Origin of the sequence: Pseudomonas sp. NFACC51 (assembly GCF_900103575.1) — a bacterium.
Lineage (GTDB): Bacteria > Pseudomonadota > Gammaproteobacteria > Pseudomonadales > Pseudomonadaceae > Aquipseudomonas > Aquipseudomonas fluorescens_Q.
Map to the genome: position 1 here is coordinate 95,312 of NZ_FMXH01000014.1, position 15,401 is coordinate 110,712.

The 15,401-nt window shown below is 59.1% G+C and carries 12 protein-coding genes and 1 pseudogene; 2 read left to right on the top strand and 11 right to left on the bottom strand.

Annotated elements, in window-relative coordinates; all coding sequences use genetic code 11:
• Positions 1-38 precede the first annotated feature (38 nt).
• Both htpG and BLT00_RS24055 read right to left on the bottom strand, forming a co-directional pair.
• Positions 39-1,943, bottom strand: a complete 1,905-nt coding sequence (gene htpG / locus BLT00_RS24050) for a molecular chaperone HtpG (RefSeq protein WP_092147902.1) — start codon at positions 1,941-1,943, stop codon at positions 39-41.
• A gap of 87 nt (positions 1,944-2,030) precedes the next feature.
• Positions 2,031-2,150: pseudogene (locus BLT00_RS24055) on the bottom strand (PaaI family thioesterase); the annotation flags it as partial.
• Between the two features lie 117 nt (positions 2,151-2,267).
• Here BLT00_RS24055 and BLT00_RS24060 point away from each other — a divergent pair.
• Positions 2,268-3,155, top strand: coding sequence for a DMT family transporter (locus BLT00_RS24060; protein WP_092147841.1), 888 nt, complete (start codon positions 2,268-2,270; stop codon positions 3,153-3,155).
• A gap of 5 nt (positions 3,156-3,160) precedes the next feature.
• Here the strand turns inward: BLT00_RS24060 and BLT00_RS24065 are convergent, their stop codons facing one another.
• A complete protein-coding gene (locus tag BLT00_RS24065; protein ID WP_092147838.1) occupies positions 3,161-3,622 on the bottom strand; it encodes a PaaI family thioesterase in 462 nt (153 codons plus the stop codon).
• Positions 3,619-4,095, bottom strand: coding sequence for a PaaI family thioesterase (locus BLT00_RS24070; RefSeq protein ID WP_092147835.1), 477 nt, complete (start codon positions 4,093-4,095; stop codon positions 3,619-3,621). The genes BLT00_RS24065 and BLT00_RS24070 overlap by 4 nt, the downstream gene beginning before the upstream one ends.
• Positions 4,096-4,252: 157 nt before the next feature.
• On the opposite strand from BLT00_RS24070, the gene BLT00_RS24075 reads away from it, so the two are divergent.
• A complete protein-coding gene (locus tag BLT00_RS24075) occupies positions 4,253-4,501 on the top strand; it encodes a hypothetical protein (RefSeq protein ID WP_063324847.1) in 249 nt (82 codons plus the stop codon).
• Between the two features lie 72 nt (positions 4,502-4,573).
• Here BLT00_RS24075 and BLT00_RS24080 read toward each other — a convergent pair whose 3' ends face one another.
• The 7 genes from BLT00_RS24080 to BLT00_RS24115 all read right to left on the bottom strand — a co-directional run bounded on the left by BLT00_RS24080 (position 4,574) and on the right by BLT00_RS24115 (position 15,235).
• Positions 4,574-5,311: a DUF599 domain-containing protein gene (locus BLT00_RS24080; protein WP_063324846.1), complete on the bottom strand. Its 738-nt coding sequence runs from the start codon at positions 5,309-5,311 to the stop codon at positions 4,574-4,576.
• Positions 5,312-5,527: 216 nt separating this feature from the next.
• The gene (brnQ, locus tag BLT00_RS24085) at positions 5,528-6,841 is read right to left on the bottom strand and encodes a branched-chain amino acid transport system II carrier protein (RefSeq protein WP_063324845.1); all 1,314 of its coding nucleotides are present in this window, start codon (positions 6,839-6,841) and stop codon (positions 5,528-5,530) included.
• Between the two features lie 489 nt (positions 6,842-7,330).
• Entirely contained in the window at positions 7,331-8,215 is an 885-nt protein-coding gene (gene sucD / locus BLT00_RS24095) for a succinate--CoA ligase subunit alpha (protein ID WP_003179236.1), read from the bottom strand.
• Positions 8,215-9,381 carry an ADP-forming succinate--CoA ligase subunit beta gene (gene sucC / locus BLT00_RS24100; protein WP_003179235.1) on the bottom strand — a complete coding sequence of 389 codons (1,167 nt, stop codon included), beginning with the start codon at positions 9,379-9,381 and terminating at the stop codon, positions 8,215-8,217. Before sucC ends, sucD begins: the two co-directional genes overlap by 1 nt.
• 196 nt (positions 9,382-9,577) lie before the next feature.
• A complete protein-coding gene (gene lpdA, locus BLT00_RS24105; protein WP_092147830.1) occupies positions 9,578-11,023 on the bottom strand; it encodes a dihydrolipoyl dehydrogenase in 1,446 nt (481 codons plus the stop codon).
• A gap of 113 nt (positions 11,024-11,136) precedes the next feature.
• Positions 11,137-12,360 (bottom strand): 2-oxoglutarate dehydrogenase complex dihydrolipoyllysine-residue succinyltransferase, encoded by a 1,224-nt coding sequence (gene odhB, locus BLT00_RS24110; RefSeq protein ID WP_072345690.1) that lies wholly within the window; start codon positions 12,358-12,360, stop codon positions 11,137-11,139.
• Between the two features lie 43 nt (positions 12,361-12,403).
• The gene (locus BLT00_RS24115; protein WP_092147827.1) at positions 12,404-15,235 is read right to left on the bottom strand and encodes a 2-oxoglutarate dehydrogenase E1 component; all 2,832 of its coding nucleotides are present in this window, start codon (positions 15,233-15,235) and stop codon (positions 12,404-12,406) included.
• Between the last annotated feature and the right edge of the window lie 166 nt (positions 15,236-15,401).

The following is a 15,401-nucleotide window of genomic DNA, read 5'->3' on the forward strand; positions in this document are numbered from 1 at the left end:
TGAAAAAACCCGCCGAAGCGGGTTTTTCCTGCACTTGATTAAGCTGACAGTTCAACCAACAGCTTGTTCAGGCGGCGTACATACGCCGCCGGGTCCTTCAAGCTGTCGCCAGCCGCCAGGGCCGCTTGGTCGAACAGGATGTGCGACAGATCGCCGAAACGCTCTTCGCTCTGCTCGTTGTCGAGTTTTTCCACCAACGGGTGGGCCGGGTTGAATTCGAAGATCGGCTTGGAGTCCGGGACTTTCTGGCCGCTGGCTTCGAGGATCTGGCGCATTTGCAGGCCCAGGTCCTGCTCACCGATGGCCAGGATCGCCGGGGAATCGGTCAGGCGGTGCGAGACGCGCACTTCACTGACAGCATCGCCCAGGGCGGTCTTGATCCGCTCGACCAGACCTTCCTTGCTCTTGGCGACTTCTTCGGCGGCTTTCTTGTCTTCTTCCGAATCCAGGTTGCCGAGGTCCAGGTCACCACGGGCCACGTCGACAAAGCTCTTGCCGTCGAACTCGTTGAGGTAGCTCATCAGCCACTCGTCGATGCGATCGGTCAGCAGCAGCACTTCGATGCCTTTCTTGCGGAAGACTTCCAGGTGCGGGCTGTTCTTGACCTGTGCATACGTTTCACCGGTCAGGTAGTAGATCTTGTCCTGGCCTTCCTTGGCGCGGGCCAGGTAATCGGCCAAGCCTACGACTTGTTCGCCATCGTCACCCTGGGTCGACGCAAAGCGTAGCAGGCCGGCGATTTTTTCTTTGTTGGCGAAGTCCTCGGCCGGGCCCTCTTTCATGACCTGGCCGAAGTTTTTCCAGAAGCTCTTGTACTGCTCGGGCTCGTTCTTCGCCAGTTTTTCCAGCATGTCCAACACACGCTTGGTCAGCGCCGACTTCATGGAGTCGATGATCGGATCTTTCTGCAGGATTTCCCGCGACACGTTCAGCGAAAGGTCGTTGGAATCCACCACCCCCTTGATGAAACGCAGGTACAGCGGCAGGAACGACTCGGCCTGGTCCATCACGAACACACGCTGGACATACAGCTTCAGGCCGCGTGGCGCTTCGCGCTGGTACAGGTCGAACGGCGCACGGGCCGGCACGTACAGCAGCGAGTTGTATTCCAGCTTGCCTTCGACCTTGTTGTGGCTCCAGCTCAGCGGGTTCTCGAAGTCGTGGGCGATGTGCTTGTAGAACTCCTGGTATTCCTCGTCTTTCACTTCGGTGCGCGGACGGGTCCACAGGGCACTGGCGCGGTTGACGGTTTCCCATTCCACTTCAGGCTTTTCTTCGCCTTCGGCAGCGGTGACTTCCTTCGGCAGCTCGATTGGCAGCGCGATATGGTCGGAGTACTTCTTGATGATGTTGCGCAGGCGCCAGCCATCGGCGAACTCGTCTTCGCCGGACTTGAGGTGCAGCACAATGCGGGTGCCGCGATCGGCCTTGTCGACGGTGGCGACTTCAAACTCGCCCTCGCCCTTGGACGACCAGTGCACGCCTTCGCTCGCAGCGAGGCCGGCACGGCGGCTGAACACTTCGACCTGGTCGGCCACGATGAACGCGGAATAGAAACCGACGCCGAACTGGCCGATCAGGTGGGAATCTTTCTTCTGGTCGCCGGACAGGTTCTTCATGAAGTCGGCGGTGCCGGACTTGGCGATGGTGCCCAGGTGCGTGATTACCTCTTCGCGGCTCATGCCGATGCCGTTGTCTTCGAGGGTGACGGTTTTTGCGTCCTTGTCGAAGCTCACACGGATTTTCAGCTCAGCGCCGCCTTCCAGCAATTCAGGCTTGGAAAGGGCTTCGAAACGTAATTTGTCGACAGCGTCAGAGGCGTTCGAAATCAACTCGCGAAGGAAAATTTCCTTATTGGAATACAGCGAGTGAATCATCAGGTGCAGCAGTTGCTTCACCTCGGTCTGGAAGCCCAGGGTTTCCTTTTGAGTTTCCACGCTCATGGTCATCAAACTCCAAGTGGATGGTGGTGTCCGCCTCGCTGAGATTGGCGGCGGGATGTCCTCAAGGTGGGGGCAACGCTGATGATTTCAAGGGCGATCCGGTTTTGACGGTTCCTGGATCTTGAAATGGGCCCGGGCAGTGGCGATGGGTTCGGCCTCGACGTTTTGCCAGGCGGTGATCGCGACGTTGGCGACCCGCCTCTGGCGCCTGGCCGGGTACTGACGAAATGCGTTGCGAAGAAATTGCCTGAGCCACGGATAATCGCTGCTTTAATACCCGGCGGCGGTTCACGAAGAACAATGGCCGAATAAAAAGGAGCGTCAATGCATCAGGTAAAGCTGCCATTAGGTGGAGCATTATGGATGGCAGCAAGCCTGCTTTCATTCATAGGCATGGCTGTCGCGGCGCGAGAGCTTTCCAAGTTCATGTCGATCTTCGAGATCCTGTTTTTCAGGTCCTTGGTTGGACTGATCATTGTTTTTCCGGTTATTTACCAACAGCGCGCCAAGCTCAAACAAGCCCGTGACCTGGGTCTACAGATTGGCAGGAACGCGGTTCACTTCGCCGGACAATATGCCTGGACCATTGGCGTGGCATCACTTCCGTTGGTTAAGGTCTTTGCCCTGGAGTTCACCACCCCGATATGGGTCTCCCTCCTGGCGTTTTTATTCTTGAAGGAAAAACTCTCCACCGCCAGGGTATTCGCCGCCATCGGCGGTTTCCTGGGTGTCCTGGTCGTTCTAAGGCCCGGCCTTGATAGCATTGAACCCGCCGCGTTCATCGTTCTTCTGGCCGCCATGGGCTACGCAACATCCATCATCATGGTGAAAAAACTGACGTTGACCAGCAGTCCCGCCATCATCGTGATCTGGATGGTGCTTCTACAATTGCCCTTGGGCCTTGGTCTGTCCCTGGCACAATGGCGTACCCCTACGCTCGCCTGCGTCCCCTGGATCCTGCTGTTGGGTATAACGGGTTTAAGTGCGCACTTCGCCATGGCCAAGGCGCTGAGCGTCATGGAAGCTTCCATTGCCATCCCGATTGATTTTTTCAGGGTGCCACTCATTGCCGTCGTTGGTTTTCTTCTCTACGGTGAGCCTCTTGAAATCTGGGTATTGGTCGGCGCAGTGATTATCTTCGCCTCAAACTATCTGACCTTCCGGATCGAACAAAAGAAAATGCCATCGTCAACTTCGCCAAGCTCCGAGTGATCAGCTCAAGGGCGATCCGGTTTCGACGGTTCCTGGATCTTGAAATGGGCCCGGGCAGTGGCGATGGGTTCGGCCTCGACGTCTTGCCAGGCGGTGATCGCGACGTTGGCGACCCGCCGGCCCTGGCGCCAGACCTGGCATTTGGCGTAGGTGTCGCGAAACTGTCCGGTGCGCAGGTAATCCAGGGAGAAATCGATGATTTTCGGTATGCCCGACGTACCCGTGGCGATCAACAAATGCACGGCAGCGGCCAGCTCCATGAAACCGGCGATGACCCCACCGTGGATGGCCGGCAGTAAAGGGTTACCAATGTTGTCTTTGTTGGCTGGCAGGCGAAACAACAAGTCGTCGCCTTGGCGCGTGCATTCGACGCCGATGAGTTGGGCATAGGGAATCGAGGCGAGCAGCAGCGCGTAGTCGCCCTGCTCGCAGGCGCGGCGCAGTTGTTCCTGGAGGATATCGGTCATGGCTGGCCCACAGCGGTCATCGGACCGCCCTTCCCCATTCCCCTGGCATGCTGGCCCAGGCGCATGAAGGTGCCCACCACATGGGCGATGGGTTGCTCGGGATCGTCCTGGTAGGCGAAACCCCGGGTGAAGATCACGTCCGGGGTCACCCGATAGCATTGGGCGAAGCCGTAGACATCCTTGTGGGGCTCGGCAGCGTGCATGTAGTCGATCCGCAGGTCGAGGGTGGGACAGACTTCGAATTGCGGCAGCACACACAGGGTCGACATACCACAGGCGGTGTCCATCAATGAGGTCAACGCCCCGCCATGGATGATGCCCGTCAGGGGATTGCCGACGATTTGCGGGCTGAACGGCAGGATGACCGTCAGCCCGTCACGACTGGCACTGTGCAACTTCAAGCCCAGCACCTGGCAATGCCTGAGTGCGGATAAAAAACGTGTGGCACGCTCAAAAACGGGGTCTTCGGCCATTCGATCAACGCTCCAATGAGTGACGAGACCTGGCAACAGGCGCGATGCACAAAGTTCCATTGCAGGGCAAAGTTATATATCTGTTACACAACAGGAACTTAATCCGAGGGGTGGCGTTCAAAAGGCCAGTAGTTATTTCCATAAGGAGAAACACCCCATGCGTAAGACTTTTGCTATTGCCTTGATGTTGGCCGCTTCCCTCGGCCTCGCTGCCTGCGATAAAAAATCCGAGGACAAAGCTCAAGATGCCAACCAACACTCCCAAGAAGCCCAGCAGAAAATGGGCGAAGCACAGGATAAAGTGAACGAAGCGGCGAAAGAAAACGCCGAAGCCGCCAAAGCTCAGTCTGAATCGAACAGTGCCGCCCAGCAGGAAGCACCTGCTACCGCGCCTAAAACCAACTGATACGGTTTTAGCAGTAAAAGAAAACCCGCCTGATGCGGGTTTTCTTTTGCCTGCGATTTGGCGGCACGCTTGTCAGGCCGCCTCCTTGCCCACCTCGGACACTGGCGCTTCGGTGGGGGTATAGACCATCACGTCCAGCACATCGGAGTGAAACTCGCGCTGATACAGCACGAACACCACGCCGGCACTCATCAACATGAATAACCAGGGGCTGACGAACCACGCCAACATGGTCATGCCGAAATAATAGGAACGCAGGCCAAAGTTGAACTGGTTGGCGGCCATGGAGATCACTCGCGCTGCCCTCAGCGCAAAGGCCTTGCGCTCCTGCTCCGACACATGCCGCTCACCAATCATCGGCGCTGAGCCAATCAGGACTGCCGCGAAGTTGTACTGGCGCATGCACCAACTGAACGTGAAGAACGCATACACGAACACCAGTGCCAGGCACAGCAACTTGACCTCCGCCATGCCCTGGGACGCCTGCTGCACCAAGGGTATGTCCGCCAGCAACGACACCGCCCGATCGGACGCCCCGAGTACCGTCAGGATACCGGCCAGGATGATCAATGTGCTGGAGGCGAAGAAGGATGCGTTGCGCTCCAGGTTGCCGATCACGCTGGCATCGGCGATACGGTTCTCACGCAGCAGCATGCGGCGCATCCAGTCTTCGCGGTACAGGTGCATCACGCTGGCCAGGCACGCCGTGTCGCGCGCCTTCCAGGTGGCATAACGGGTGTAGCCCGCCCAGCAGATAATGAACCAGGCGGCGGCAAGCAGGTGGATCAGGTTGGCTTGGATGAATGACATTCGATTTCCTGTATGTCTAAAAACATGACGTCTAAAGCCAGACTTGCCTTGAAATGCCGACCTGTGGGAGCAAGCTCCCACAAGGTTTTGTGCAAGCCTTTCAAGACACTGCTTCGACGTTAGCCCACGGAAAAAGACACTGCACTCAAAAAAAATGCCCCGTATCGATTGATACGGGGCATTTCGGTTCTTGCCGATGAATCTGCCTGTAGCCGCTTAAGCCAACGCTTCGCTGCGCTTGCCCAGCAGGCGATCACACACCACCGCGACCGCCAGGGTCATCACCGAAGGTACTAGCCAGGCCAGGCCCTGCTCGCTGAGCGGCAGGTGGGCCAGTTGCGTCGGCATCCAGTCTGCCAGGCCGGCGCCCTTGAGCGCGTCGATCAGGCCAAACAGGAACGACACCAGCATCACCGGGCCAACGATGCGCCCCTGCTCGTGCCAGAAGTCCTTGCAGAAGCTCAGGGCCACCAGGGCGATGCACGGTGGATAGATCGCGGTAAGAACCGGAATCGAGAACGCGATCAGCTTGGTCAGGCCCAGGTTGGACACCAGCAGCGAAAACGCCGCCAGGATCACCACCAGGGTCTTGTAGGACAGCGGCAGGACACGGCTGAAGTATTCGGCGCAGGCGCAGGTCAGGCCGACTGCGGTCACCAGGCACGCCAGGGAGATCAACACGGCAAGGAAACCGCTGCCCAGGCTGCCGAAGGTGTGTTGCACGTAGGCATGCAGCACAGCGGCGCCGTTGGTCGCCCCTGCGGCCACCTCATGGCTGCCGGAACCGAGGCGGAACAGGCTGACGTAGACCAGCGCCAGGCCCACCCCGGCGATCAGCCCGGCGATGATCGCGTAGCGGGTGATCAAGGCCGGCGACTCGACGCCCCGGGAACGGATCGCGTTGACGATGACAATGCCGAACACCAAGGCGCCCAGGGTATCCATGGTCAGGTAGCCGTTGATGAATCCTTGGGAGAACGGCGCCGCGATGTACTCGGGGGTCGCCACGCCGATATCACCCGCGGGCAAGGCAAACGCCGCGATGCCGAGCACGGCCAGGGCGATGATCTTCAGTGGCGCGAGAAAGCGCCCGACGGTGTCCAGCAGGCGGCCCGGGTAGAGCGAGATGAAAAACACCAGCAGGAAATACGCGGCGCTATACAGGAACAGCGCCAGCGGGCTTTCGCCAGTCAATGGCGCCAAGCCGACTTCGAACGAAACGGTGGCGGTACGCGGTGTGGCGAACAACGGGCCAACGGCCAGGTAGCACACCGCCGCCAGCAACCCACCGGCGACTTTGCCGATGGGGCTGCTCAAGGCATCCATTGCCCCGCCCACCTTGGCCAGTGCAACGACCGTGATGACCGGCAGCCCGACCGCCGTGATCAAAAAGCCCAGCGCCGCCATCCAGACATGAGGCCCGGACTGCAAACCGACGATAGGCGGGAAGATGATGTTGCCGGCCCCGACGAACAGGGCAAATGTCATGAAACCAAGCGCCAGGATGTCCTGGCCTTTCAACACTTTCATTAAGGAAACCACACTACTGAATCGGAATTTAGAGAGGGATTTCCCTTATGGATGAGGGAAATGCTGCCGATCCGTATGGGACCGACCCGTTTAGCGCGGCGCTTCCTTGTGGGCAGCGGTCGCAAAAATGGCTGCTAGCCTAACGAATTTAGCGAGAAAACGCACTGTTAAGGGGCGAACTATCCGATACGCGACATTCCAGCGTCGCGTTTACGTATCTATTTTTCGGCTCGCGGCGGAATTTTCAGGAGCCAGCCCCCCGTGGCGAGGGAGCTTGCTCCCGCTGGGCTGCGAAGCAGCCCCCATACAGGCGACCGTATTCATTCAGACAAAATGCGTTGCCTGGTTTACGACTGCTTCGCAGCCGAGCGGGAGCAAGCTCCCTCGCCACAAGAGCCGCCGCCACAACACATGAATTCTCAAGGGCCAGAAACGACAAAGGCCACCCGAGGGTGGCCTTTGTTGCTGGAACAAAAAGTCAGCCGAAGCTTACTTCTTCATTTCCCAGCCAGTCAGCTCGGCCAGGGCCTTGCCGATGTCTGCCAGCGAACGCACGGTTTTCACGCCTGCGTCTTGCAGTGCAGCGAACTTCTCGTCTGCAGTGCCTTTGCCGCCAGAGATGATTGCGCCAGCATGGCCCATGCGCTTGCCCGGAGGAGCAGTCACACCAGCGATGTAGGAAACAACCGGCTTGGTCACGTTGGCCTTGATGTAGGCTGCCGCTTCTTCTTCAGCCGAACCGCCGATCTCACCGATCATGACGATCGCTTCGGTCTTCGGGTCTTCCTGGAACAGCTTCAGGATGTCGATGAAGTTCGAACCCGGGATCGGGTCACCGCCGATGCCGACGCAAGTCGACTGACCGAAACCGGCGTCAGTGGTCTGCTTCACAGCTTCGTAGGTCAGGGTGCCGGAACGGGAAACGATACCGACCTTGCCTGGCAAGTGAATGTGACCTGGCATGATGCCGATCTTGCATTCGCCTGGAGTGATCACGCCTGGGCAGTTAGGGCCGATCAGGGTGATACCCAGCTCGTCGCACTTGACCTTGGCTTCCAGCATGTCGATGGTCGGGATGCCTTCGGTGATGCAGACGATCAGCTTGATGCCGCCGAACGCTGCTTCAAGGATGGAGTCCTTGCAGAAAGGAGCTGGAACGTAGATCACGCTGGCGGTGGCGCCAGTTGCGGCTACAGCGTCTTTCACGGTGTTGAACACTGGCAGGCCCAGGTGCTCGGTGCCGCCCTTGCCTGGTGTTACGCCGCCAACCATCTTGGTGCCGTATTCGATGGCTTGCTGGGTGTGGAAACTACCTTGCGAACCGGTAATGCCCTGGCAGATAACCTTGGTGTCTTTATTGATCAGGACGCTCATTATTTGCCCTCCGCAGCTTTAACGACTTGTTGAGCAGCGTCGGTCAGGCTGGTAGCAGCGATGATGTTCAAACCGCTTTCTGCCAGTACTTTAGCGCCCAGCTCAGCGTTGTTGCCTTCGAGGCGAACAACAACCGGGATTTTCACGCCGACTTCTTTCACGGCGCCGATGATGCCTTCGGCAATCATGTCGCAGCGAACGATGCCGCCGAAGATGTTGACCAGTACTGCAGCGACGTTAGTGTCGGACAGGATGATCTTGAACGCTTCGGTTACGCGTTCCTTGGTAGCACCACCGCCCACGTCGAGGAAGTTGGCTGGCTTGCCGCCATGCAGGTTGACGATGTCCATGGTACCCATGGCCAGGCCGGCACCGTTGACCATGCAGCCGATGTTGCCTTCCAGGGCTACGTAGTTCAGTTCGAACTTGGCAGCGTGCGCTTCGCGCGGATCGTCTTGCGACGGATCGTGGAAAGTCTTCAGCTTAGGCTGACGGTACATGGCGTTGGCGTCGATGTTGATCTTGGCATCGAGGCAGTGCAGGTCGCCGTCGGCCTTGATCACCAGCGGGTTCACTTCCAGCAGTGCCAGGTCGTGGTCCTGGAACAGCTTGGCCAGACCTACGAAGATCTTGGCGAATTGAGTGACCTGCTTGCCTTCCAGACCCAGCTGGAATGCCAGCTCGCGACCCTGGAATGGCTGTGCGCCAACCAGTGGATCGATGGTGGCCTTGAGGATTTTCTCAGGGGTATCGTGAGCGATTTTCTCGATGTCCACGCCACCTTCGGTGGAAGCCATGAACACGATGCGGCGGCTCGAACGGTCAACGACAGCGCCCAGGTACAGCTCTTTAGCGATATCAGTGCACGATTCAACCAGGATCTTGGTGACTGGCTGACCGTTGGCGTCAGTCTGGTAAGTCACCAGACGCTTGCCCAGCCACTGCTGTGCGAAGGCTTTGGCGTCTTCTTTGCTGCGAACCAGCTTGACGCCGCCCGCTTTACCGCGACCACCGGCGTGAACCTGGGCTTTGACAACCCATTCGCTGCCGCCGATTTTGTCGCAAGCTTCTGCTGCCGCTTCCGGGGTGTCTACCGCGTAACCGGTGGATACTGGCAGGCCGTACTCAGCGAACAGCTGCTTACCCTGATACTCGTGAAGATTCATGCTTATTACCGTCTTCGTTAGGTACTGCGCATTCGGTGCTGCACCGTTCTGGTGCCGCACCACCTGTGACTGCTGCTTGCGTAGCTTTCCAGTTAACCGGTGCAGCTACGCAAGGCTGCGTCCAGCGGATATTCCGCGGTGAGTCTTGCTCGCAAGGCTCACGACGGGCCATACCGCCGTGGTTTCTTATTGTCTATTAACGCTTCTTGCGGTTGGCCACGTGGATGGCGCCGCCATTTACGGCCAGGGCCGCTTCGTGCAAGGCTTCGGACAGGGTCGGATGGGAGAAGACCATCATGCCCAGATCTTCAGCGCTGGTGCCGAATTCCATGCCGATCGCGCCTTGCTGTACCAGCTCGGCAGCGCTCGGGCCAATGACGTGAACGCCCAATACGCGATCCGTCTTGGCATCGGCGATGACTTTCACGAAACCACCGGTATCGTTGGCTGCCATGGCACGGCCACTGGCTGCAAACGGGAAGGTGCCGACGTTAACTTCAACGCCTTCGGCTTTCAAGGCCTGCTCGGTCTTGCCGACCCATGCGATTTCCGGGTGGGTGTAGATAACCGAAGGGATCAGGTCGTAGTTCATCTGGGCTTTGTGGCCCTTGATGCGCTCGACGACCATGATGCCTTCCTCGGACGCCTTGTGCGCCAGCATCATGCCGCGAACCACGTCACCGATGGCGAAGACGCCCGGTACGGTGGTGGCGCAGAAATCATCAACCTTGATGAAACCGCGTTCGTCGAGGTCCACGCCGCTATCGGCAGCCAGCAGATCGGTGGTCACCGGACGACGGCCGACCGCAACGATCAGCTTGTCGAAAGTGATGGTCTGTTCGCCATTGGCGTCGGTGTAGTTGACCACGACTTCTTCGCCGTTGACCTTCGAACCGGTCACGCGAGCGCCCAGCTTGATGTCCAGGCCCTGTTTGGTCAGGGTTTTCAGCGCTTCCTTGGAGACCGCGGCATCGGCGGCCATCAGGAAGGTGTCGAGGGCTTCCAGGACGGTCACTTGCGCGCCCAGGCGCGACCATACCGAACCCAGCTCGAGGCCGATCACGCCGGCGCCGATCACGCCCAGGCGTTTTGGCACGCTCTGGAATTCCAGGGCACCGGTGGAATCGACGATCACGTTCTGGTCGACCGGAGCCGGCGGAATGTCGATCGGACGCGAGCCTGGCGCCAGGATGACGTTCTCGGCTTCGATCACTTCAACCGAGCCGTCTGGCTTGGTCACTTCGACTTTCTTGCCCATCAGCAGCTTGCCGTGGCCCTGGATCGAAGTCACGCCGTTGGCCTTGAACAGGGTGGCAACACCCGAGGTCAGGCCTTTGACGATGTTGGCTTTGCGGCCAACCATGGCAGGCACGTCAATGGTGACATTTTCGCGGTTGACACCGCCAATACCGTGAATGGCCAAGCCGTCTTGCGCTTCGTGGAACTTCCAGGAGCTGTCCAGCAGCGCCTTGGAGGGAATGCAACCGACGTTCAGGCAAGTACCGCCAAGGGCCAGCTTGCCCTCTTTGTCGGTGTATTTCTCGATGCAGGCAGTGGTGAGGCCCAGTTGCGCAGCCTTGATGGCCGCTACGTAGCCGCCAGGGCCCGCACCAATCACTACCACGTCGAATTTCTGAGTCATGAGTCATTCCTTTTCGAATCAAACCGAACGGTCACTTGTGGTGACCGTCGTGGGACGAAACCGGTTGTTTCAGCAAGAGGCCGGTCACAACAGACCGGCCCTCGCGGCGAAAATCAGATATCCAGCAGCAAACGAGCCGGATCTTCAAGCAGGTTCTTGATGGTTACCAGGAACGTCACGGCTTCTTTACCGTCGATCAGGCGGTGATCGTAGGACAGTGCCAGGTACATCATCGGACGAATCACGACCTGACCATTGATCGCCATAGGACGCTGCAGAATGTTGTGCATGCCCAGGATAGCCGCTTGCGGCGGGTTGACGATCGGGGTCGACATCATCGAACCGAATGTACCACCGTTGGTGATGGTGAACGTACCGCCGGTCATCTCTTCGATGGACAGCTTGCCGTCACGGGCCTTCTTGCCGAAGGTGGCGATGCCGCCTTCGATTTCGGCCAGGCTCATCAGTTCGGCGTTACGCAGTACTGGAACCACCAGGCCACGGTCGCTGGAAACAGCAACACCGATATCGGCGTAGCCGTGGTAGACGATGTCCGAACCGTCGATCGACGCGTTGACGGCCGGGAAGCGTTTCAGCGCTTCGGTGGCAGCCTTGACGAAGAACGACATGAAGCCCAGGCGTACGCCGTTGTGGGACTTCTCGAACAGATCCTTGTACTTCGAACGCAGGGCCATGACTTCGGTCATGTCGACTTCGTTGAAGGTGGTCAGCATCGCCATGTTCGACTGGGCTTCGACCAGACGCTTGGCCACGGTAGCGCGAACGCGGGTCATCGGAACGCGTTTTTCAACACGGTCACCGGCAGCGAACACTGGCGCGGCAGCGGCAGGCGCAGCAGCCTTGGCCGGAGCAGCGGCTGGCGCGGCTTTCTTGGCGGCAACGGCGGCAACCACGTCTTCCTTGGTCACGCGACCACCCTTGCCGGTGCCGGCAACGGAGGCGATGTTGATGCCGTTCTCTTCGGCGATCTTGCGCGCGGCCGGGGCAGCGACTGGATCGTCTTCGCCATCGGCAGCTGGAGCAGCGGCCTGGGCAGCGGCAGGCGCGGCGGCGGCGGCCGGAGCAGCGGCAGCAGCGCCGCCCTCTTCGATCGAGCCCAGTACCTGGTTGGACAGGACGGTAGCGCCCTCTTCGGCAACGATTGCGCCAAGCACGCCGTCAGCTTCGGCCAACACTTCCAGAACGACTTTGTCGGTCTCGATGTCGACGATCAGGTCGTCACGCTTTACAGCTTCGCCTGGTTTCTTGTGCCAGGTGGCAACGGTGCCATCGGCAACCGATTCCGGGAATGACGGGGCTTTGATTTCGATAGCCATTATCTGTGGGTCCTTAAAATTCGGTTTCAGTCAGCACGAAGGCTTAAACAGTGAAAGCATCTTGCAGCAGTTTTTCCTGCTGCTCGGCGTGCATCGACGCATAACCACACGCAGGTGCAGCGGACGCATCACGACCGGCATATTCAAGACCCAGGGCCTTGTTATGGTTGCCGATGCTGCGACGCAGGTGATGCTGGCTGCTGTACCACGCGCCTTGGTTCATCGGTTCTTCCTGACACCACACCACATGGGTGAGGTTGGTGTAAGGCGCGATGGCCTCCATCAGGTCTTCTTCCGGGAACGGGTAAAGCTGCTCGATACGCACGATGGCGATGTCTTCGCGGCCTTCGGCACGACGTTTTTCCAGCAGGTCGTAGTAGACCTTGCCGCTGCACAGGACCAGGCGAGTGACCTTCGCCGCGTCCAGCGTGTCGATTTCCGAAATAACGGTCTGGAACGAGCCTTCGGCCAGGTCCTCGAGCGTGGAGATCGCCAGCTTGTGACGCAGCAGCGACTTCGGTGTCAGCACGATCAGCGGCTTGCGCAGCGGACGGATGACCTGACGACGCAGCAGGTGGTAGATCTGTGCCGGGGTCGTTGGTACACACACCTGGACGTTGTGCTCGGCGCACAATTGCAGGTAGCGCTCCAGACGTGCCGAAGAGTGCTCCGGCCCCTGCCCTTCATAACCGTGTGGCAACAGCATGGTCAGACCGCAGAGACGGCCCCACTTGTGCTCGCCGCTGGTGATGAACTGGTCGACCACCACCTGGGCACCGTTGGCGAAGTCGCCGAACTGGGCTTCCCAGATCACCAGCGCATTCGGCTCGGTGGTGGAGTAGCCATATTCGAACGCCAGGACGGCTTCCTCGGACAGCAACGAATCGTACAGGTCGAAACGTGGCTGGCCCTTGTACAGGTGTTGCAGCGGGATGTAAGTGCTGGCGTCTTTCTGGTTGTGCAGCGCCGCGTGGCGGTGCGAGAAAGTGCCGCGGCCTACGTCCTGGCCGGTGATGCGAACTGGGTGGCCTTCGAACGCCAGGGTCGCGTACGCCATGGTTTCAGCGTAACCCCAGTTGATCGGCAGGCCGCCGGCTTGCATCTTCTGCCGGTCTTCGTAGATTTTCGCGACCTGGCGCTGTACCACGAAGCCGTCCGGGATTTCCAGCAGCTTGGCGGACAGTTCCTGCAGGGTCTTGAGGTCGAAACGGGTGTCGTGACGCGCGGTCCAGGCGTGGCCCAGGTATGGACGCCAGTCCACGAACAGCTCTTTGTTCGGCTCTTTGACCAGGCTTTTTACAACGTGCAGGCCATTGTCCAGGGCGTTGCGGTATTCATCGACTTTTTCCTGGACGCGCTCGGCATCCAGAACACCGCCCTGGGTCAGGCGCTCGGCATACAGCTCACGGGTGGTGCGCTGCTTGGCGATCTGCTGGTACATCAACGGCTGGGTGCCGCTTGGCTCGTCGGCCTCGTTGTGGCCGCGACGACGGTAGCAGACCAGGTCGATGACCACGTCGCGCTTGTACTGCATGCGGTAGTCGATGGCCAACTGGGTCACGAATAGTACGGCTTCCGGGTCATCGCCATTCACATGGAGAATCGGCGCCTGGATCATTTTCGCAACGTCGGTCGCGTACTCGGTGGAACGCGAGTCTTCCGGGTTGCTGATGGTGAAACCGACCTGGTTGTTGATCACGATGTGCACGGTGCCGCCGGTCTTGAAACCGCGGGTCTGCGACATCTGGAAGGTTTCCATGACCACGCCCTGACCGGCGAATGCCGCGTCACCGTGGATGGAAATCGGCAGCACCTTCTCGCCGGTCGGATCGTTGCGACGATCCTGGCGAGCGCGGACCGAACCCTCGACCACCGGGGAAACGATTTCCAGGTGAGACGGGTTGAACGCCATGGCCAGGTGGACTTCGCCACCTGTGGTCATCACGTTGGACGAGAAGCCCTGGTGGTATTTCACGTCACCGGAACCCAACTCGACCTTCTTCTTGCCTTCGAACTCGTCGAACAGCTCGCGCGGGTTCTTGCCGAAGGTGTTGACCAGTACGTTCAGGCGGCCACGGTGGGCCATGCCGATGACGACTTCCTTGGTGCCGTAGGAACCGGAACGCTGGATCAGCTCGTCGAGCATCGGAATCAGGCTTTCGCCGCCTTCCAGGCCGAAACGCTTGGTACCCGGGTACTTGGTGCCCAGGTATTTCTCCAGGCCTTCACCGGCGGTAACGCGCTCGAGCAAGTGGCTCTTGATGTCGGCGGAGTACGTCGGACGGCCACGAACGCTTTCCAGACGCTGCTGGAACCACTGGCGCTGCTCGGAATCGGTGATGTGCGTAAATTCAGCGCCGATGGTGCGGCAATATGTCTGCTGCAACGCTTCGTGAATTTCGCGTAGGCTCGCTTCCTCTTTGCCGATGAACAGGTCGCCGGCACGGAAGGTCGTATCAAGGTCGGCATTGGTCAAGCCGTAATGAGTGATCGACAGGTCTGCAGGTGCAGGACGCTGCCACAGCCCCAGCGGGTCAAGCTGGGCTGCCTGGTGGCCACGCATCCGGTAGGCCTGGATCAGTCGCAATACTTCAACTTGCTTCTTCTCGTGTTCGGAGCTCACGCTGCCGGCAGACACCGGTTGAGCGCGGCGCTGGTTCTTTGCCAGCAACACGAAATGATCGCGAATCGTCGAGTGCGAAACATCAGTGGCAGAATTACCGTCGGCCGGTAGCTTCTGAAAGTAGGTGCGCCATTCTTCTGGCACAGCGTTAGGGTCGTGCAGGTAGAGCTCGTAAAGCTCTTCCACATAGGCAGCGTTACCACCGGAAAGGTGGGCACTGTTCCACATGCGCTGCATCACGCTTTCTTGCATGCTTGGTCACCCTCGATTAGGGGAACACCACCGGCGAAAACACCGAGCAAACTTGCAGAAGTCCGAGTGCAGCGACTAAAACAAGCCACTTAGGATCACGCTGATAGTCCGGGTACCAGCCCGGATGCCCCTGCTTGTCTCATTTCTTCAAAATAAGAACTGCCGC